We start from the raw sequence: 19294 nt of genomic DNA, 5'->3' as shown, positions 1-19294 counted from the left end.
GGGGGCATCGGGGCCGACGGAGTCGTGGGAGCCGGGGTGGTCATGGGAGGGGCCTCCGAGGGTCGGGAGAGTGGTGTCGTCGCTCCCGGCGGGCACCGTCCGGGAGGTGGTCTCGCCCCACCGACGAACGCCTCTACGCCGATCGACACTCCCCGAGCCGCTTCTCCAGGAATCTCCGCTCGGCCGCGTTCTCCACCAGTTCGAGGGCCCGGCCGTAGGACTCGGCCGCCTCCGCCGTGCGGCCGGCGCGGCGCAGCAGGTCCGCGCGGGTGGCGGGCAGCAGGTGGTAGGCGTCCAGTTCACCCTCCTGCTCCAGTTCGGCGACCAGGGCGAGCCCGGCGTCGGGGCCCTCGGACATGCCGACGGCGACCGCCTGGTTGAGCCGGACCACGGCGGAGGGCACGAAGCGCCGGAGCTCGCCGTAGAGGGCGGCGATGTCGGCCCAGTCGGTCTCCTCGGCCGTGGCCGCGGTGGTGTGGCAGGCGGCGATCGCGGCCTGGATCTGGTACGGGCCCGGGCGTCCCCGGCGCAGGGCGGTCTCCAGCAGTGCGGCGCCCTCGTCCGCCTTCGAGGTGTCCCAGGCGGTACGGTCCTGGTCCTCCAGGGTGACCAGGTCGCCGGAGGAGTCGACACGGGTGCCGCTGCGCGCGTCGTGGAGCAGCAACAGCGCGAGCAGGCCGAGGACTTCGGGCTCGTCGGGCATCAGTCGGGCCAGGACACGGGCGAGGCGGACCGCCTCCGCCGAGAGGTTCGCGCGCACCAGATCGGCGCCGGCCGTGGCGGCGTACCCCTCGTTGAAGAGCAGGTAGAGAACGCCGAGGACACCCGTGGTGCGTTCGGGCAGGAGGTGGGCGGGCGGTACGCGGTAGGGGATGCCCGCGTTGCGGATCTTCCGCTTGGCGCGCACCAGCCGTTGCGCCATCGTCGCCTCGGGGACGAGGAAGGCGCGCGCGATCTCGGGTGTGGTCAGCCCGGCCAGGGTGCGCAGGGTGAGGGCCACCCGGGCCTCGATGGCCAGCGCCGGGTGGCAGCAGGTGAAGATCAGCCGCAGCCGGTCGTCGCCCACCCCGCTCTCGTCGCCGGGGTCCGGTTCGTACGGGTTGTACGTTCCGTACGGGTCGTACGGAACGTCGTCGCGCGCCGCCACCGCCACCTCCCGCAGCTTCCGCGCGCCGACCGCCTCCCGGCGCAGTACGTCCAGGGCACGGTTGCGCGCGGTCGTGGTCAGCCAGGCGCCGGGGCGGCGCGGTACTCCGTCGCGCCGCCACCGGTCGAGTGCCTGGGCGAAGGCGTCCTGGGCGCACTCCTCGGCGAGGTCCCAGTCGCCGGTCATCCGGATCAGGGTGGCGACGACCTGGCCCCACTCCTCGCGGAACGCGGCCGCGACCGCCTCCTCGACCCCGTCGTTCATTCCCAGACCGGCCGCACCTCCACCGAACCGCCGCCCAGCGCCGCCGGGTGCCGGGACGCGAGCGCGATGGCCTCGTCGAGGTCGGCGACCTCGATGATGTCGATGCCCGCCACGTACTCCTTCGATTCGACGAACGGCCCGTCGGTGAGCAGGACTTCGTCGCCCTGGACCCGGACGGTGGTGGCGTCGGTCGCCGGGCGCAGCCGGGCTCCGCCCTTCACGATGCCGCGCTCGCGCACCTCCTGGACGTACGAGGCGAACCGCGGGTCGGCGGCGATCTCCTCGGGAGCGAGCTCCTCGCCGTCGACCGGTGTGCAGATGAACAGGGCGTACTTCATGACCGCCCCTCCCTCGCCGTCGAAGGGTCCGGGGCCGACGGCACGGACGTGTGCTGGTGGACGATCCGCCAGCGGTCTCCGGCCGCGCGGTAGCCCGTGGTGACGCGTGCGGTGGTGTCCAGGGTGGTGCCGTCGGCGAGCGGGGCGCGCAGGCGCACCAGGGCGTGGCCGAAGGCGACGCTCTCGTCGACACGCACACGGAGGTCGAGCACCTCGCGTTCGGCGGGGCCCGCGAGCGTCGAGAACCACTGTTCCTGCGCCTTGCGCAGGGCGTCCGCACCGCTCTGTTCCGCGTCGCCCGCGGGGTGGAACACCTCGACGTCGGGGGCGTAGCAGGCCATCACCCGGTCGATGTCACGTTCACGGAGCGCCTCGGTGAGCTCGCCGTCGAGGCGGCGGATCTCTCCTTCGGCGTCCTCGTCGTCCCAGAACGCGCGGACCTCCATGGCGCCGATCGTCGCGACGGGGTGTTTCGCGGCGGCCTCGACCGCCTCCTCCATGGACGCGCAGTCGAGGACGTCGAAGCCGGCGACGTACTCCTTCGTCTCGGCGAACGGTCCGTCGGTGCGCAGTACTTCGCCGTCGCGCACCCGGACGGTGACCGCCTCGGCGGGCAGCCGGAGGCGGTGGCCGTGCAGCCGGACGCCCCGCTCGGCGCCCAACTCCTCGACCCAGGGTTCTACGGGTGCCATACCGGAGGCGTCGGCGGTGTCGTCGCCGCAGACCAGCAGCATGTACTTCATGGTTCCTCCCGGTGCTCACGAGCTTCCTACACCCCACCGACGAACCGCACCCCGGCGGATCGACCGGCGGCGGAAATTTTTTCGCGAGCGCCTTCGAACCCGGGTTCCCGAGCGCCGTCGGACGCGGTTCGCGTACCCCTCAGAGGCGGGAGGTTCCGGGCCGCACGGGAAGGACCTGGACGCTGTTGCCGACGAAGCTGGTCTGCTGGACGAGCTCCGCCTCGGACACGGCGAGGTCGAGGCCGGGGAAGCGGGTGAACAGCCGCTCCAGGGCGATGGTGGCCTCCATCCGGGCGAGCGGGGCACCGAGGCAGTAGTGGGCGCCGTGCCCGAGGGAGAGGTGGCGGGCGGCGCCGGGCCGCCCCGGACGGGTGACGTCGAAGCGGTCGGCGTCCGGCCCGTGCGCGGCCCGGTCGCGGCCCGCGGCCGAGTAGCCGGCGAGGACGGGCGTGCCCCGGGGGATGACGGTCCCGTCGACGGTCAGGTCGCGCACCGGGTAGCGGAACGGGAAGTAGCTGACGGGGGCGTTCCAGCGCAGGGTCTCCTCGACGACGTCACCCCACCCCGCCTCGCCCTTCAGGACGGACTCCAGCTGGTCCCGGTGCCCGCACAGCGCCCGTACGGCGTTGGTGATCAGGTTCAGCGTGGTCTCGTGCCCGGCGATGATCATGAGCACCAGGGTGCCGATGAGTTCCTGCTGGCTGAGCCGGTCGCCGTCCTCGTCGCGGGCGGCGATCAGCGCGCTGGTGAGGTCGTCGCCGGGGTTCTCCGCGCGGGCGGCCGCGACGGCGCTCAGCACCGCCACCAGTTCGCGGTTGGCGGCGACGGCCTGCTCGGGGCCGATGTCGGTGGCGACGACCTGGTTCGTCAGATGGTGGAGCCGGTCGCGGTACTCGGCACCGACACCGAGGAGTTCACCGATGACACCCATGGGCAGCGGGAGCGCGAGGTGCTCGCGCAGGTCGGCCACTCCCCCGCCGCCCTCCGCCGCCGCGTGCAGGCCGTCGAGCAGGCTTGAGGTCAACTCCTCGATGCGAGGACGCAGTTGTTCCACCCGTCGCACGGTGAACGCCTTGCTGACGAGGGACCGCAGCCGCCGGTGGTCCTCACCGTCGGCGGTCGTCATGCCCTGCACGGTGGCGAAGGTCATGAGCGGCCAGCCGGCGGCTATGCGTCCCTCGCGCAGCTCCGTGAAGTGCTGGGCCCCCTTGGCGACGTCCGGGTGCGCGAGGAATTCCTTCAGCGCCTCGTGCCCGAGCACCACCGCGCCCTCCACCTCACCGGGCAGCACCACCGTCGCGACGGCGCCCCGCGCGAGGAGCCGCTCGTTGTCGGCGTGCGGGCAGCCGCCCGCGGGGTCCATGCGGTGCGGCGTGACGGGCGAGGTGTCCACCGTGTTCTCCTTGCTGCCGGGCCGAGTTGACGGTCGCACGACGCCGACGGGCGTCGCGCGAAGATCGATTGTGCCTGCTCGGAGCGGCACGCGCAGCAGCTCTGCGGAGCCTTTCGAGTGGACCGGGCCCCCGTCGCGGCCGCCTTCCCGGAACGGCTCGCCGAACGGCTGCCGTCGGCGTCCGCGGACACCGCCGCCGGACGCCGCCGGTGAGGTCACCGTCCGGGAGCGCGCCGTCCCACGGGAAGCGGGAAACGCGGCTTCCTCCTTACGCTCGTAGGGACGGGTTCCCTTGGACCGCGGGCGCGGTCCCGGAGGTGAGAGCCATGCGTGCCTCGCTGATCCAGCTGTCCGTGGACTCCTCGGACTCCGCGGACGAGCGCCGTCGCCGGGCGGCCTCGCTGGTGCGCGGCCGGGCGGGCGACGACCTCGTGGTCCTGCCCGAGCTGTGGACCGCGGGCGCGTGGGCCTACGACCGCTGGGAACACGACGCCGAGAAGGTCGACGGTCCCACCGCGGCGGCCATGTCCGCCGCGGCCCGCGAGGCCGGGGTGTGGCTGCACGCCGGATCCGTCGTCGAGCGGGGCGAGGACGGGACGCTGTACAACACGGCGCTGCTCTTCGACCGGGCCGGCGAGCTGCGGGGGCGCTACCGCAAGATCCACCGGTACGGCTTCGACACCGGCGAGGCGACCCTGATGGGCGGGGGCGACGACATCGTCACCGTGCCCACCGACTTCGGCGTGGTCGGCCTCGCCATCTGCTACGACCTGCGCTTCCCCGAGCTCTTCCGGGGCCTGCTCGACGCGGGCGCGGAGCTGGTCGCGGTGCCCGCCGCGTGGCCCGCGGCCCGGCTCACCCACTGGCGGCTCCTGACCCGCACGCGGGCCCTGGAGGAGCAGGTCTTCCTGCTGGCCTGCTGCGCGACGGGCACGCACGGCGACATGCGGCAGGCCGGCCACAGCGTGGCCGTCGACCCCTGGGGAACCGCCCTCGGCGAGGCCGGCACCGCGGAGGAGACCCTGACGGTGGAATGCGACATGGCCCAGGTCGCCCGGATGCGTTCCGAGCTCCCCGTCCTGCGCGATCGCGTACTCGCCATCGAGGCTCCCCGGCGACGGTGAGTCCGGCGGCCGGGCACATGGACGGAGGCACCCGGCGGAGACCGCCGCTCCCGCCGGCCCGCGCGCCCGACCCGCTCCGCGGAGGGCACCCGGGCGACGTCAGTGGCCGCCGTCCTCGTCCGTGACCACCCGGGTCCCCGCGAACCGGTCGGCCAGGAGCGGGCGCCGCGGTCCGGCCCGGAGGAACAGGACCAGGTCCACGACCCAGACCAGGACGAGCCACGGAAATCCGTGCAGCACCCAGAAGACCAGCGCCCTCAGCACTCCGCGCGGGCCCGGGCGTGCTCCGCTCTCCTTCCCGACCACGCGCAGGCCGGCCGCCCGCTTCCCCACCGTGCGCCCGAACAGGGCCAGCGCGCCGCTCTCGTAGACGAGGGACACCCCCAGGAAGGAGGGAAGGAGCAGGACCACCCAGCGCAGGGCGAACAGCGCCGACAGCAGGGCCGCCACCAGGGGCGCCGTCGTCAGGGTGACCAGGAGGTCGATCAGCCTGGCCTTGAAGCGCACACCGGCGCCCGCCGCGACCACGGCCGCACCCGCCACCGGCTCCGGCTCCGGCTCCGGGTTGGGCTTCCGCTCCCGTACGGCGGCGGTCGCGGCCGGGGCGGTCCGTGCGGCGGGGGAAGCCGCTCGTCCGGAAGGGGACACGGTCGGGTGGGACACGAGGGGCGTGTCGGGGTCCCCGGGCTCCGGGCGGTCGACGACGGTCGGTGTCCACTGCCGCGGGGGCCGGGCGGAAGCCCCCTCCGTCACCTCGGTGAGGGCGGCACGCATGTCCGCGGCGCCCGCGTACCGGTCCTGGGGCCGCTTCGCCATCGCGCGCAGCACGAGGGCGTCCCAGGCGGCCGGGATCCCGGGCCGCACGGACGACGGCGGTTCGGGTGTCCTCTGCAGGTGCTGGAGCAGGACGGCGGTGGCGGAGTCACCACGGAACGGCGGCCGCCCGGTGAGGAGTTCGTAGAGCACGCATCCGGCGGAGTAGATGTCGGACCGCTCGTCCGCCTCCTTCCCCTCGGCCTGCTCCGGCGAGAGGTAGGAGGGAGTGCCGATCAGTACACCGGTGGCGGTGAGGCGGGTGGCGCTCTCCGACAGCAGCCGTGCGATGCCGAAGTCCATCACCTTGGCCGTCGTGCGCGACGCGGTCCGCTGGGTGATGATGTTCGACGGCTTGATGTCCCGGTGCACGACGCCGCGGCTGTGACTGTGGTCCAGCGCGTCCAGCACCTCCCCGATCACGGCGGCCGCGTGGTCCGGCGCGAGCGGCCCGTCGGCGATCGTCTCGGCGAGCGTGCGGCCCGACACCAGCTCCATGACCATGTAGAGGACGGGCTCTTCACCACGGGCGTCCTCCCCCATGTCGTGGACGACCGCGATGGCGGGGTGGCTCAGTCCGGCGGCCGCGCGCGCTTCGCGGCGGAACCGGGAGCGGAAGCCCGGCTGCCGCAGGAGTTCGGCGGGCAGCAGCTTGACGGCGACCGTCCGTCCCAGTTCGCGGTCCACGGCACGATGGACCACCCCCATGCCGCCGCGGCCCAGCAGCTCGTGCAACTCGTATCTGTCCGACAGCACCCGCACCGCGACGCCCCCCGTGTATCCCGTGCCCTGCATCGGCATCAGCAAGTACGCGACATTATGGGGACTTTGTGACCCCGACCGGAGCGCGTCCGGCCAACCGTACGGATCTACGAATGTTGTCGGCGCCGGACCCGGGCGCGGGCCGCGGAGGAGGTCCCGGAACGGACGGCCCGCGACCGATCACGCGGCGCGGCACCGGGCACCGCACGCCCCCGAGACGCGGATCACTCCCGAACCCGCCCTGGCCCGTGGTAGTCTGCGAACAGCACTCGTGTACGCCTCCTTCTTCAGGCGCCGGTGCCAGTTCCCTTCTCCCGCTGAGACACCGTCGGTTCCGACGCGTGGACCAGCTTCTCGGCACCACCTCCCGCACACGGCAGGCAATCCCTCCCGTCGCGTCCGAAGTGGTGTTCCCGCCGCACCGAGGCGCGCCCCGCGCCCTCCCTCAGCGGCCTCTCCCCCTTCCTTCCGCATGCCCATGCGACTCCGTCCGTGAGAGGACACCCCATGACCACCACACTCGAACACCCTCCCGTACAGCAGCGGTCCCTGCCCCGGACCGCCGTCGGTGTCCTCGACATCGACGGCGGCGGGAAGGGGCACCTGCGCTCCGCGAACCTCCTGCCGTCGCCCGACGACCTCCAGGTCTCCTCCGCGCTGATCCGCCGTCACGGCCTGCGCAAGGGCGACACCGTGGAAGGCGTGCGCGGCGGACCCCGGGTCCTCGCCGAGGTCGAGCGGGTCAACGGCCGGGCGGCCGAAGTGCCGCTCCGCCGACCGCACTTCAAGGACCTCACCCCGCTGCACCCGCGTGACCGGCTCCGTCTGGAGCACCCGGCGAGCGGACTGACCGGACGCGTCGCGGACCTCGTCTCGCCGGTCGGCAAGGGGCAGCGCGGCCTGATCGTCGCCCCGCCCAAGACCGGCAAGACGGTGCTGCTCCAGCAGATCGCCGCCGCCGTGGCCGGCAATCACCCCGAATGCCGTCTGATGGTGGTGCTGCTCGACGAACGCCCCGAGGAAGTCACCGACATGCGGCGCTCCGTGCGCGGCGAGGTGTACGCCTCGACCTTCGACCAGACACCCAGGCAGCACATCGCGCTCGCCGAACTCGTCGTCGAGCGGGCCAAGCGGCTCGTCGAGGCGGGCGAGGACGTCGTGATCCTGCTCGACTCGCTCACCCGGCTGTGCCGGGCGCACAACAACGCGGCCGCCGGCGGCGGGCGCACCCTCAGCGGCGGTGTCGACGCCGCCGCCCTCCAGGGCCCCAAACGGTTCTTCGGCGCGGCGCGCCTCGCCGAGGAGGGCGGCTCGCTGACCATCCTCGCCACCGCCCTGGTGGAGACCGGCTCCCGTGCCGACGACTACTTCTTCGAAGAGCTCAAGAGCACCGGCAACATGGAGCTCCGGCTGGACCGGACCCTGGCCGCCCGGCGCGTCTTCCCCGCCGTCGACATCACCCCTTCCGGTACCCGCCGCGAGGAACTCCTGGTGCCGGAGCCCGAGTTGGCCGTCGCACGAGGGCTGCGCCGCGCCCTGCTGACACGGGATGGGCAGACCGGTCTGGAAACGCTCCTGGAGCGGCTGCGCGCCACGCCCGACAACGCCGCCTTCCTGCGCCGCGTTCAGCCCACCCTGCCCTCCTGACCGCCGCCCCTGCGGCATCCGGGTGCTCGACGGCGCCGCGCGGCCCGGCCACCCCGGCGTGTCGCGCGTCCGTTCCTACGTTTGCGGTATGACGATCGGATTCTCATTCCGGACCGCCTCTTCGCGCTCCGCGGTCACGCGTGCCGCCCTGGCCTGTTCCGCCGTCTGCGCGGCCGGTCTGCTGGCCGCGCAGGGCCCGGCCACCGCACTCGGTGCCCGGGGGCCCGGGGCGGTGCGGCCGGCCGCGCTGCCGCCTTCGTCTCTCCATCAGCCGGGCACCCGGGTACGGCTCCGGACCGGGGCGCCCGACGTCCCCGCGAACATCTCCGCGCTGTCCTGGGTGGTGGCCGACGCGCGCACCGGTGACATCCTCGCCGCGCACAACGCCCACCGCAGGCTGCCGCCCGCGAGCACCCTGAAGACCCTGTTCGCCCTCACCGTCCTCCCGATGCTGCCCGGCAGCACCCTGCACACCGTCAAGGAGCGGGAGCTGGAGGGCATCGGCGCGGGCAGCAGCATGGTCGGTGTCGTCGGGGGCATCACCTACCGGGTGGCGGACCTGTGGCGCGGTGTCTTCCTCAACTCCGGCAACGACGCCGTGCACGTGCTCGCCTCGATGAACGGAGGCTGGACGGCCACCGCCGCCCAGATGCAGGCCAAGGCCCGCTCCCTCGGCGCGGACGACACCGACGTCGTGTCGCCCGACGGGTACGACACTCCCGGGCAGGTCTCCTCGGCGTACGACCTGGCGGTGTTCGGACGGGCCGGGCTGCGCGACCCCGACTTCGCGCGGTACTGCTCCACCGCCGAGGCGATGTTCCCCGGCGAGAACGGCTCCTCGTACGGGATCCAGAATACCAACCGGCTCCTCACCGGCGCGAACGGGGTGGAGCGGTACCCGGGGCTGATCGGGGTCAAGAACGGCTACACCACCAACGCGGGAAACACCCTGGTCGCCGCCGCCAAGCACGGCACACGCACCCTCGTCGTCACGGTGATGAACCCTCAGGCGGGCGGCGGGTCGGCCGTGTACGAGGAGGCGCGCTCGCTGCTCGACTGGGGCTTCGCGGCGGACGGCCGCGTCGATCCCGTGGGGACGCTGCCCGACGTACCCTCCGCCCCTTCCTCCGTTCCCTCCGTTTCCTCCGTTCCCTCCAGACCTGCCGTCCGGCCCCCGGCCGCCGCCCCGCCCGCGAACAGCGCCCGGCCGACGGCCGCCGCACCTCCTGAGGACGCGGGCCTCGACTGGTCCGGCGCGGCCGAGATCGCCGGTGCCGCCGTACTGGGCGCCGCGGGCGTCGCGCTGGCCCTGCGGCTCAGGGCGGGCCGGACCGGGCGCGGCTGACCGGCCGGCAGCCACAGCAGCAGCCCGAGCGTGATCCACGCATAGGTGTTGCTGCCGAGGAAGCCGTCGAGGCCCGAGGCGTCGTCGAACCACAGCCACACCACGCTGCTGCACAGCACCGCGTACAGGGCCGCCGCGACCCGCAGCCGGCGCCGGCGCAGCAGCACGGCGAAGGAGGGCAGCAGCCAGACGAGGTGGTGCACCCAGGTGATCGGGCTGACGAGACAGGCGGCCAGCCCGGTCAGGGCGAAGGCGGCGGTCCAGTCCTCGTCGGCGAGGGCGCGCGAGGTCCGCCGCGCCCAGACGCACAGGACCAGCAGGGCCAGCGTCGCCCACAGCTCCCTGCTCGGCTCCTGCGGCGCCACGAGCCGTGCCAGCACGCCCTGCAGCGACTGGTTGGAGACGTAGGCCAGGCGCCCGATGCGGGACGTGTCCCACAGCGCGTCGGTCCAGTAGAAGCGCGAGGCGTCCGGCGCCGCCCAGGCGGCCAGCGCCGTGGCGGCCGCGGCGACCGCCATGGCGACACCGGCGGCCCGCCGGCGCCGGCCCAGCAGCAGCAGCGCGATGAAGAGCGCGGGGGTCAGTTTGACCGCCGCGGCCAGACCGATACCGACACCCGCCCAGCGGCCCCGCCCGGCCGACAGCAGCCAGGCGTCGCCCATGACGAGGGCGAGCAGCACCAGATTGACCTGGCCGAAGCTGAAGGTGTCGCGGACCGGTTCGAGCAGCGCCAGCAGACAGGCCGTCAGAGCGCAGCCGAACCAGCCGTAGCGGCGCAGTTCGGGTCCGACCAGGATGCCCACCACCAGGGTCAGGGCGGCGAGGTTGAGCAGCAGCGCGAGGACGATCGCCGTGCTCAGCCCGACCAGTGCCATCGGCAGCATGCCGAGGGCCGCGAAGGGCGGGTAGGTGAAGCCGTACGCCGTTCCCGGCACCCGGTAGTCGTAGATGCTGCCGCCGTGGTGGACCCAGGTGTCGACCGCCCCGTAGTACACGCGCAGGTCGAACCAGTCGCGCAGCAGCGGCACGGTGGCCGTGAAGGCGCCGACGGCGACGGCCAGGGCGAGGACGAGGAGGAATCTCCGGCGGTCGGTGCCCAGCAGTGCAGCCGCGCCGCCGGAGCCCCGCCCACCGGGCGGCGCGTCCGCTTCCGCCGTCCCCGCCGTCCCCGCCGCCCCCGCCGTCGCGCTCCCGGCGCTCATCACCCTCACCCCGCCCGTCTCCCCCACCCTGCCCGTCTCCCCCGCCCCTCTCGTCCCGCTCGGGCCCGTTCCGTGCTCCGTGTCTTCCGTCATGCCGTCCGTTCCAGTACCGGGGCCTGCGGCCGCGCCGCCTGATGGGCGTGCCAGAGCACGACGAGGGCGAGCAGACCCCCGGAGACGGCGAGGACCACCTGTCCCGCGTCCGCCGGCGACCCGCTCGGCAGGACCGCGAGCGCGAGCACCGCGCTGACGGCCGCGACCCGGTCGCGCACCGAGGCGGTGGGCGCGGCCGCCGCGATGAGGAACAGGCCCCACAGCGCGTACCAGGGGCGGATCGCCGGTCCGAACACGGCCACCGCGGCCAGGCTCAGGCCCAGCGCGTAGACCGGGTGCGGGCGCAGCCGCAGCCATATGAAGAGCAGCAGTCCCACGGTCACCACGAGTCCGAGGGTGTGCCAGGCGGGCATCGCGAGGGGCGCGAGTCCGCTGCCGAGCTTCTGGAGCAGCGCGCCGGTGGCGCGTCCGAGGACGCTGGTGGGCGACCAGTTGTGCGGCGAGACGGGGGTCTTCAGGGCGGCTATCCAGCCGTAGCCCGTACCGGCCACCGCGGTCGCGGCGACCGTCGTCGCGACCGCGACCACGACGGTGGCCGCCGTGGCCCGCGCGATGCCCCGGTGCCCCTGCCCGCGCCCGCGCAGCGCGATCACCGCCACCAGGCCGAGCGCGGCGGGCGCCTTGACGAGGGCGGCCAGGGTGACCAGGACGATGCCCGCGACGGGCGACCGGCCGCGCGCGGCCACCAGGCCGACACCGAGCAGACCGAGCATGACGGCGTCGTTGTGCGCGCCGGCCACCAGGTGCAGCAGGACCAGGGGGTTCAGCGCGCCCAGCCACAGCGCGGCGGCCGGATCGGCGCCGCTGTGCCGGGCGAGGCGGGGCAGGGCCGCCGCCATCAGGGCCACGCCGAGCAGGGCGACCACGCGCATGCCGAGGAGTCCGGCCGGTATCTCCCCGCGGGTCAGCGACGACAGTCCGCGGGCGACGGCGAGGAAGACCGGGCCGTACGGTGTCGTCGTGCTCCGCCACACGGGCGCCACCTCGTCGGCGAGCGGCCCGCCGAGTTGCGCGGGCCCGTACGCGTAGACGTCGATGTGGGCGTCGACCATGGCACCCTGGGCGAGATAGCTGTAGACGTCCCGGCTGAAGAGCGGCGGTGCGAGCAGCAGCGGCGCCGCCCAGGTGGCCAGGACGAGCAGCAGGGAGCGCGGCGCCGGCGGTTCGGGCCCGCGGACGACGGTGCCGAGCAGCGCCCACGCGGCTATCAGCAGGACGACACCGAAGTACACCCCGACCAGGCCCAGTACGGCCCGCCCCGATCCGGGGGCGAGGAGATCGCGCGCGGGCAGGGCTCCCGCGGTCTCGCCGCCCAGGGCGAGGACGGCGGTACCGGCCAGGCCCAGGGCCTGGCAGCGGCGGAGATCGGCGGGGAAAGCCATGGCCAACACTCCGCAAGCGTGTCAACGCCGAGTGGCCGGAAGACGACGCGGCGCTCTCCGGACGGGGTCCGGCGCGTGACCTCCGTGTGGTCGGAGGGATTCAGAACACAGACAGGCCGGTCAGGGTCGTGAAGCGGTCCAGGGCCGCCACGCCCGCCACCGAGTTGCCGCGGTCGTCGAGGCCCGGACTCCAGACGCACAGGGTGCACCGGCCCGGCACCACGGCGATGATGCCGCCGCCCACCCCGCTCTTGCCCGGGAGTCCGACCCGGTAGGCGAAGTCGCCCGCGGCGTCGTACGTCCCGCAGGTCAGCATGATCGCGTTGATCTGCTTGGCCTGGCTGCGGGAGAGCAGCCGGCCGCCGTCGGCGCGGATGCCGTGCCGGGCCAGGAATCCGGTGGCGAGGGCGAGGTCGGCGCAGGAGGCGGCGATCGAGCACTGCAGGAAGTACTGGTCGAGCAGGACCGGCACCGGGTTGTCGATGTTGCCGTAGGAGGCCATGAAGTGGGCCAGGGCCGCGTTGCGGTCGCCGTTGGCGGTCTCGGAGGCGGCGATGTCGCGGTCGAAGGCGAGCCGTTCGTTGCCGCTCTCGGCCCGCAGGAACTCCAGCAGGGTGCCGGCCGCGTCGCCGGTCCGGGTCTGCAGCCGGTCGGTGACGACGAGGGCTCCGGCGTTGATGAACGGGTTGCGCGGGATGCCGTTCTCGTACTCGAGCTGGACCAGGGAGTTGAACGGGTTGCCGGAGGGCTCCCGCCCGACGTGCTCCCACAGCGCGTCGCCCTCTCGGGCCAGGTCGAGGGCGAGCGTGAAGACCTTGGTGATGGACTGCGTGGAGAACGGCTGCCGCCAGTCCCCCACGCCGTACACCGTGCCGTCGAGCTCGGCGACGGCCATGCCGAAGCGGCGGGGATCGCAGGCGGCGAGCGCCGGGATGTAGTCGGCGGGCCGCCCGCGTCCCGGTGTCTGCGCGATCTCGGTGGCGATGCGCTCCAGGACCGGCTGGAAGGTCAGGGAGGACGGCTGCGACGAGTTCCCGGGCATGATCGCCATTGTGCCGCCCGTTCCGCGCCGCGGCCCGGCGGCCCGGTCTCCGGCCTTCCGGCCTCCTGGGCCCCTGGGCTCCTGGGCTCCTGGGCTCCTGGGCTCCTGGGCTCCTGGGCTCCTGGGCTCCTGGGCTCCTGGGCTCCTGGGCGATTGGTGTGCGGTGTGCGGTGTGCGGGAACGGCGCAGGGGGCGTGGAGCCGGATTCCGGCTCCACGCCCCCTGCGGGCGGATCGTTCTCGGCCTGGAGCGGGTTCGCACCGTCGCTCCGGGCGGTGTCAGCTGTCGATGACGCCCGTGCCCAGCAGACCGAAGAGCAGCACGCCGATGACGATGCGGTAGATCACGAAGGCGTTGAAGGAGTGCTTGGCGACGAACTTCAGGAGCCAGGCGATGGAGGCGTAGGCGACCACGAACGACACGACGGTGCCGGTGATCAGCGGGGCGGCGCCCACGCCGGTGCCCAGGGCGTCCTTCAGCTCGTAGATGCCCGCGCCGGTCAGGGCCGGGATGCCGAGGAAGAAGGAGAGCCGGGTGGCGGCGACGCGGTCCAGGTCGAGGATGAGGCCCGTCGACATGGTGGCGCCGGAGCGCGAGAAGCCGGGGAAGAGCAGGGCGAGGATCTGGGAGCTGCCGACCAGCATCGCGTCCTTGAACGAGACGTCGTCCTCACCACGCTTGTGGCGGCCCATCTGGTCGGCCGCCCACATCACGCCACTGCCGATGATCAGCGAACCGGCGACCACCCACAGGGAGGCCAGCGGACCCTCGATGAGGCTCTTGGCCCCGAGACCCACGGCCACGATCGGGATCGTCGCGTAGATGACCCACCACGCGAACTTGTAGTCGTGGTTGTGGCGCTCGTTCTTGTCGCGCAGTCCGCGTCCCCAGGCGGAGACGATCCGCACGATGTCCTTGAAGAAGTACACGAGCACGGCGGCGATGGCGCCGACCTGGATGACCGCGGAGAAGCCGACGACGGCGTCGTCGTCGACGGGGATTCCCATCAGCCCCTCGGTGATCTTGAGGTGGCCGGTCGAGGACACGGGGAGGAATTCGGTCACCCCCTCGACGATTCCGAGGACGACGGCCTGACCGACGTTGATGACGCTCATGGGATCCAGTTCTGAAAGGTTGGTCGACAGTGCTGTAGACGGTGCAGGGGACAGTGTTACCTATACGCGCGGACGCCCGACACCTAGGTCCACAAAGCTTGGGCAAACGAGACCCCGGCGAACGCCGCGCCGAGGCCCGCCGTCACACTCACGATCACGTTGGCGGCAGCGTAGAACCCCGCCCCCGTCCCGGTGAGACGCAGGGTCTCGTACGAGAACGTCGAGTACGTGGTGAGCGCCCCGCACAGACCGGTCCCGATCAGCAGTTGCAGGTGTCCGGACACCTGCCCCGCCGAGGCGGCACCGGTCAGCAGACCGAGGATCAGGCATCCTGTCACGTTCACGACGAGGGTGCCCCAGGGGAAGACCGTATCGTGCCTCAGCTGTACCGCCCGGTCGGTCAGGTACCGCAGGGGTGCGCCGATCGCGGCACCGATGATCACCAGCAGCCAGTTCACAGCGGACTCCCGCCTTCCGCGGACGGGTCGCCGCCGGTCCCGCCGCCGCGGCCCGCGTAGCGGATGACCTCGCAGGGGTCGAGGACCACCAGGCCCTCGGTGACGAGTTCGTCGAGCTGCGGCAGGAAGGCCCGGATCCGCTCCTCGGTGTCCACGACGATCACGGCCACCGGCAGGTCCTCGCTCAGCGAGAGCAGCCGGGAGGTGTGGACGATCGAGGAGGCGCCGAAGCCCTCGACGCCCTTGAAGACGCTGGCGCCCGCGAGACCCGCCGCGTGGGCGCGGTGCACGATCTCCGCGTACAGCGGTCTGTGGTGCCAGGTGTCGTTCTCGCCGACGAGGACCGTCAGCCGCAGGGCGTCGCCCGTGAGTCGTGTCATCGCCGCCTCCGTGCCAGGGCGCGCCGCGCCGCCGTCGTCCCGAGCCACACCGCCGCGAGGGCCGCGCACAGGGTCGCGGCGAGGTAGGCGAGCCCGGTGCCGGGGTGGCCCGCGCCGACCAGTCTCCGGATGTCGACGGCGTACGTCGAGAAGGTGGTGAAGCCGCCGAGGACGCCGGTGCCGAGGAAGGGGCGCGCGAGGCGGTGCACGGCCGGCAGGTCGGTGATCAGCGCCATGAGCACGCCCATGGCGGCGCAGCCCACGACATTGATCGTGAACGTGGTCCAGGGGAAGGCACCGTCCGGCGTGGGCCACAGCAGCCCGGCTCCGTAGCGGGCCGTGGCGCCGATGACGCCGCCCAGCGAGACCGCCGCGACGACCGGGCCCTGGCCGTGCCAGGGGGACGGTGCCCGGGCGGGCGGGCGCACGGGGGTGCCGGACTCGCCGAGGCGCTCGGGATGCGGGACTGTCATGGTCTCCGGTGCTCCTACTCGCCGGGCCGGTGCGGGCACACGGCATCGCAAGCAGGGACCGTTGGCGGCATCCGCGCCGCGGTTCGGGTACGGCGGGCCCCACCGCCGCGCCGCGCTGCGAGATCGCGGCCGGTGAACAGGTTAACGCCGGGGGCGCGGGCCCCGCACACCCGGTCCCCCGCCGGAAGGTCCCGGCCGCTCAGCCGGTGGTGCCCGGGAGGTCGCAGACCGCGAGGCCCCGCTCCCAGATGCTTCCGAGGATCAGCCGGCCGTCGGACTCGCAGGCGCTGGTCACCATCCGGAACCGGGACCGGCGGCTCTCCAGGTGGTGCACGACGGTGCCGTCGTCGGCGACCGCGAGGACACCCGTGGTGCCCGGGGGCCGGAAGGGCGCCCGTACGGCGATCCGGGCGGCGGCGCGCCGGACGGCAGGGCCCCGGCGGTGCAGGAGTTCCAGGGCGCCGACGCGGGGGCCCGCCAGGGCCACCCAGATCGGGCCGTCCGGGGCGCGCCACAGGTTGTCGGGCTGGCCGGGCAGGTCGTCGGCGAAGGTCTCGGAACGGCCCGCGAGCGGCCCGGTGAGCCAGTGGCGGAGGAGCCGGAACCGGCCGGTCTCCGCGAGGACGAGGAACGACTCGTCGGCCGAGGCGGCGAGACCGTTCGCGAACTGAAGCCCTTCCAGGAGGACTTCGGGTTCCTTCTCCCCCGGCGCGAGGCGCAGCAGACGGCCCGAGCCGGTGTGCTCGACGAGGTCGCCGATCCAGTGCTTCAGGGGGTAACTCCGACTGGAGACGGTGAAGTACACCGTGCCGTCCGAGAGGGCGACCACATTGCTGCAGAAGCGCAGCGGGACTCCGGCGACCTTGTCGGCGAGGACGCGGACCACTCCGTCCTCGAGGCCGACCCGCAGCAGTCCGCGCTCGGCGTCGCACACCAACAGCGCGTTGTCCGGCAGGAGTTCGAGGCCGAGTGGCCTGCCGCCCGTCTCGGCGACGACCCGGACGCCGGTGCGGTCGGGGTCGTCGAACCCGTCGACGCGCACGATGCGGCCGTCCTCCAGGCCGGTCAGCACCCCGCCCCGGGAGTCGGCCACCACGTCCTCGGGGCCGCGGCCGCCGAGCGGCACCGCGCGCCGGGGCGAAAGGACCGTGGCCGCCGTGCCGGACCCGTCTCCCACGCGCCTACCAGCCCTTCTCGAAGTAGTTGCTCACCTCGGCGATACGGTACTCGTCGCGGCGGTAGTAGGTCCGCCGCCCCACCTTCTTGGCGCGCAGCAGACCGACTCCGGCGAGGAGGTCGAGGTGGGTACGGGCCACGGCCCGGCTCACACCGAGTTTGACGGCGAGGGCATCGGTGCCGACACCGTCCTCGACGAGGTCGGCGCGGCGCTGCGGCGGGAAGTGCGCCACGGGGTTGCGCAACCACTCCAGGATGTCCAGCCGTTGCCCGTTGCCGGGCCCCTTCAGCATCTCGTCCCCCTCCATCGTGACGGTCTCCCGCCACTGTCCCGCAGCCGACGACGGCACGCACGGTCTTCTCGCGACCCTGGCCGGAGCCGGACGCTTCACAGGACGCACGGGGCCCGGCCGCACCGGCGGCCGGGCCCCTTCGCGCTCAGCGATGACTGAACACGGACATGGCCGGAAGCGCCTTGTCGTCGAAGCCGAACAGGGCCTGGTTCTCCCACCCGTTGCCGGAGGAGGCGTCGGCCGGGTCCCAGCCGTTGCCGGTGACCGCCGTCCAGGTGGCCTCCCAGTAGAAGACGCCGAGACCGCGGCCGCTGGGCACGGCCTCCACGATGTTCATGACGTCGCGCAGCCAATTGGACTGCCCGGTGGTCGTGGCCGGGTAGCCGGAGACCAGTTCACCGGTCGTGTCGATCTGGTTGACGAGCGCGTCGTCGCTGTCCAGACGGAAGGGGTAGGCCGTCTCGGCGACGAACACCGGCTTGGCGTAGCGGGAGGCCGCGTCGTCCAGGGTGGTCTGGAAGTCGTGGAGCGAGCCGTGCCAGTAGCCGTAGTAGGACAGGCCGATGGCGTCGAACTTCACGCCGTCGGCGAGGGCGGTGTCGAACCACCAGCGGGTGCCGGTGAGGTCGCCGCCCTTGGCGAGGTGCAGGGCCACGACGGTGGAGGAGCTGACCGCCTTGGCCGCGTCGTAACCGGAGTTGAGCAGCCCCGCGAGCTGCGCGAAGTTGTCCGTGGAGCCCTCGGACCAGAGCATGCCGCCGTTGATCTCGTTGCCGATCTGGACCATGTCGGCGGTGGTGCCCTGCGACTTCAGGGCGTTCAGGACGTCGTAGGTGTGGTTGTACACGTCCGTCTTCAGCTGGCTGTACGTGTGTCCGGCCCAGGCCGCCGGCTTGGTCTGGGTGCCCGGGTCGGCCCAGGTGTCGGAGTAGTGGAAGTCGACCAGGAGTTTCATGCCCCGCGCCTTGACGCGCTTGGCCATCGCGAGGACGCGTGCCTTGTTGTTGTAGCCGTCGGCCGGGTTCACCCAGACCTTGAGGCGCGCGTAGTTCATCCCGGCGGACTTCAGGATGGCGAGCGCGTCGCCGGTGGTGCCGGAACCGGTCCTGTAGACCCCGCCGTAGGCCTCGCTCTTGGCGAGGGAGGAGATGTCGGAGCCCTTGACGGACAGTCCGGTGGTGCCGGAGGTGAACGTCAGGTCGTCGACGTTGATCCAGTTCCCGGCGTTGGCGTCGGAGGAGACGCTGATCGTGCACTGGTTGTTCGTCACGGAGACGGGCACGACGAGGTGGATCCACCCGCTGGTGGACACCGGCAGGTCGGTGCGCTGCTCGGTGCCTCCGCAGTTCTTCAGCGCGAGGTGGGCGGAGTTCTGTCCGCCGCCCGAGCGCACCCACGCGGTGAGCTTGTAGTTCCCGTTGGCCAGCCCGGAGAGGTACTGGTAGGTCTCCACCTTGTAGGCCGAGGCGGAGTAATGGCTGAGGCGGTAACTGCCGCCGTGGCCGCCGGCTTCGACGTACGAGGCGCCGGTGTCGCCGTACTCCGACCAGCCGCTGGGCACGGCGGCGCCGGTCCCGTCGGTCTCGAAGCCGGTGTTGGCCAGGGTGCTCGCCGCGTGCGCGGTCCCCGCGGGGAGGGCGGCCAGGGCGAGCCCGGCGGCGAGCGGAAGCAGCAGGGCCCTGAGTGTGCGTCTGGGATGGAACATCGTCGTCCGTCGTCCCTTCGACGTGGTGGGGAGAGGCGCCCCGGAGGGATCCGGGGTGGATCCGGGATGGATCCGGGGCGAACCCCTCCGCCCGCGGCTTCACGGCTCGCACGGGCGGAGGGGGGTCGGATCGCCGTCGAGTGCTGTGGCTCGGACGGCTGTCGGAGCGGTCCGGCGGCCGTGCGGCCTGCCGGGTGGGGGGATCGCCGGGTGGGCCGCGGACGGCTCGGGCGCGGTCGCCGGAGCCCCGGACCCGGCCGGTGGCCGGGCGGAGCCTCGCGCGGATCCGGGTGACCCGCGCTGTGGGTGCGGCTGCCGGGCCGCGGCCCGGACGGCTCTCGGTGCCGCCACCGGGTTCGGTGGAACCAAGGCAGGCGG

General features: G+C 73.1%; 17 protein-coding genes and 1 pseudogene. 3 read left to right on the top strand and 15 right to left on the bottom strand.

What is annotated here, in order from left to right; genetic code table 11:
* Nucleotides 1-133: 133 nt before the first annotated feature.
* From ACICHK_RS34925 to ACICHK_RS34910, 4 genes are all read right to left on the bottom strand, one after another.
* Complete coding sequence (locus tag ACICHK_RS34925) at nucleotides 134-1411, bottom strand: RNA polymerase sigma factor (protein ID WP_406840035.1); 1278 nt, start codon at nucleotides 1409-1411, stop codon at nucleotides 134-136.
* Complete coding sequence (locus ACICHK_RS34920) at nucleotides 1408-1749, bottom strand: YciI family protein (protein ID WP_103550321.1); 342 nt, start codon at nucleotides 1747-1749, stop codon at nucleotides 1408-1410. The genes ACICHK_RS34925 and ACICHK_RS34920 overlap by 4 nt, the downstream gene beginning before the upstream one ends.
* Nucleotides 1746-2492 carry a nuclear transport factor 2 family protein gene (locus ACICHK_RS34915; protein WP_406840034.1) on the bottom strand — a complete coding sequence of 249 codons (747 nt, stop codon included), beginning with the start codon at nucleotides 2490-2492 and terminating at the stop codon, nucleotides 1746-1748. The genes ACICHK_RS34920 and ACICHK_RS34915 overlap by 4 nt, the downstream gene beginning before the upstream one ends.
* 139 nt (nucleotides 2493-2631) lie before the next feature.
* On the bottom strand, nucleotides 2632-3885 hold the full coding sequence (locus ACICHK_RS34910) for a cytochrome P450 (RefSeq protein ID WP_406840033.1): 1254 nt from the start codon (nucleotides 3883-3885) through the stop codon (nucleotides 2632-2634).
* A gap of 326 nt (nucleotides 3886-4211) precedes the next feature.
* Between ACICHK_RS34910 and ACICHK_RS34905 the strand changes: the two genes are divergently transcribed.
* Nucleotides 4212-5009 carry a nitrilase-related carbon-nitrogen hydrolase gene (locus ACICHK_RS34905; RefSeq protein ID WP_406840032.1) on the top strand — a complete coding sequence of 266 codons (798 nt, stop codon included), beginning with the start codon at nucleotides 4212-4214 and terminating at the stop codon, nucleotides 5007-5009.
* A 99-nt stretch (nucleotides 5010-5108) separates the two neighbouring features.
* On the opposite strand, the gene ACICHK_RS34900 is transcribed toward ACICHK_RS34905, so the two are convergent.
* A complete protein-coding gene (locus tag ACICHK_RS34900; protein WP_406841398.1) occupies nucleotides 5109-6623 on the bottom strand; it encodes a protein kinase domain-containing protein in 1515 nt (504 codons plus the stop codon).
* Between the two features lie 468 nt (nucleotides 6624-7091).
* Here ACICHK_RS34900 and rho point away from each other — a divergent pair, with 468 nt between their 5' ends.
* Both rho and ACICHK_RS34890 read left to right on the top strand, forming a co-directional pair.
* Entirely contained in the window at nucleotides 7092-8231 is a 1140-nt protein-coding gene (gene rho, locus ACICHK_RS34895) for a transcription termination factor Rho (protein WP_406840031.1), read from the top strand.
* Nucleotides 8134-9225 (top strand): annotated as a pseudogene (locus tag ACICHK_RS34890) (D-alanyl-D-alanine carboxypeptidase family protein); the annotation flags it as partial. The gene rho and the pseudogene ACICHK_RS34890, both read left to right, overlap by 98 nt.
* Nucleotides 9226-9236: 11 nt before the next feature.
* Here ACICHK_RS34890 and ACICHK_RS34885 read toward each other — a convergent pair.
* From ACICHK_RS34885 to ACICHK_RS34840, 10 genes are all read right to left on the bottom strand, one after another.
* On the bottom strand, nucleotides 9237-10778 hold the full coding sequence (locus ACICHK_RS34885) for a glycosyltransferase 87 family protein (RefSeq protein WP_406840030.1): 1542 nt from the start codon (nucleotides 10776-10778) through the stop codon (nucleotides 9237-9239).
* Between the two features lie 89 nt (nucleotides 10779-10867).
* Nucleotides 10868-12274, bottom strand: a complete 1407-nt coding sequence (gene mptB, locus ACICHK_RS34880; RefSeq protein WP_406840029.1) for a polyprenol phosphomannose-dependent alpha 1,6 mannosyltransferase MptB — start codon at nucleotides 12272-12274, stop codon at nucleotides 10868-10870.
* A 100-nt stretch (nucleotides 12275-12374) separates the two neighbouring features.
* The gene (locus tag ACICHK_RS34875) at nucleotides 12375-13325 is read right to left on the bottom strand and encodes a glutaminase (protein ID WP_151468922.1); all 951 of its coding nucleotides are present in this window, start codon (nucleotides 13323-13325) and stop codon (nucleotides 12375-12377) included.
* Between the two features lie 269 nt (nucleotides 13326-13594).
* On the bottom strand, nucleotides 13595-14431 hold the full coding sequence (locus tag ACICHK_RS34870) for an undecaprenyl-diphosphate phosphatase (protein ID WP_406840028.1): 837 nt from the start codon (nucleotides 14429-14431) through the stop codon (nucleotides 13595-13597).
* Between the two features lie 83 nt (nucleotides 14432-14514).
* On the bottom strand, nucleotides 14515-14889 hold the full coding sequence (crcB, locus tag ACICHK_RS34865) for a fluoride efflux transporter CrcB (RefSeq protein WP_406840027.1): 375 nt from the start codon (nucleotides 14887-14889) through the stop codon (nucleotides 14515-14517).
* Nucleotides 14886-15269 carry a DUF190 domain-containing protein gene (locus ACICHK_RS34860; RefSeq protein ID WP_406840026.1) on the bottom strand — a complete coding sequence of 128 codons (384 nt, stop codon included), beginning with the start codon at nucleotides 15267-15269 and terminating at the stop codon, nucleotides 14886-14888. Before ACICHK_RS34860 ends, crcB (ACICHK_RS34865) begins: the two co-directional genes overlap by 4 nt.
* Nucleotides 15266-15742 (bottom strand): fluoride efflux transporter CrcB, encoded by a 477-nt coding sequence (gene crcB / locus ACICHK_RS34855; RefSeq protein ID WP_406840025.1) that lies wholly within the window; start codon nucleotides 15740-15742, stop codon nucleotides 15266-15268. Before crcB (ACICHK_RS34855) ends, ACICHK_RS34860 begins: the two co-directional genes overlap by 4 nt.
* A 199-nt stretch (nucleotides 15743-15941) precedes the next feature.
* Complete coding sequence (locus ACICHK_RS34850) at nucleotides 15942-16919, bottom strand: SMP-30/gluconolactonase/LRE family protein (RefSeq protein ID WP_406840024.1); 978 nt, start codon at nucleotides 16917-16919, stop codon at nucleotides 15942-15944.
* A 4-nt stretch (nucleotides 16920-16923) separates the two neighbouring features.
* Nucleotides 16924-17211 (bottom strand): ArsR/SmtB family transcription factor, encoded by a 288-nt coding sequence (locus ACICHK_RS34845; RefSeq protein ID WP_406841397.1) that lies wholly within the window; start codon nucleotides 17209-17211, stop codon nucleotides 16924-16926.
* A 145-nt stretch (nucleotides 17212-17356) separates the two neighbouring features.
* On the bottom strand, nucleotides 17357-18916 hold the full coding sequence (locus ACICHK_RS34840) for an arabinogalactan endo-beta-1,4-galactanase (RefSeq protein WP_406840023.1): 1560 nt from the start codon (nucleotides 18914-18916) through the stop codon (nucleotides 17357-17359).
* Between the last annotated feature and the right edge of the window lie 378 nt (nucleotides 18917-19294).

Origin of the sequence: Streptomyces sp. AHU1 (genome assembly GCF_045343905.1) — a bacterium.
In the GTDB taxonomy this organism is placed as follows: Bacteria; Actinomycetota; Actinomycetes; order Streptomycetales; family Streptomycetaceae; genus Streptomyces; species Streptomyces triticiradicis.
This window is presented reverse-complemented; position numbering and strand designations above follow the sequence as displayed.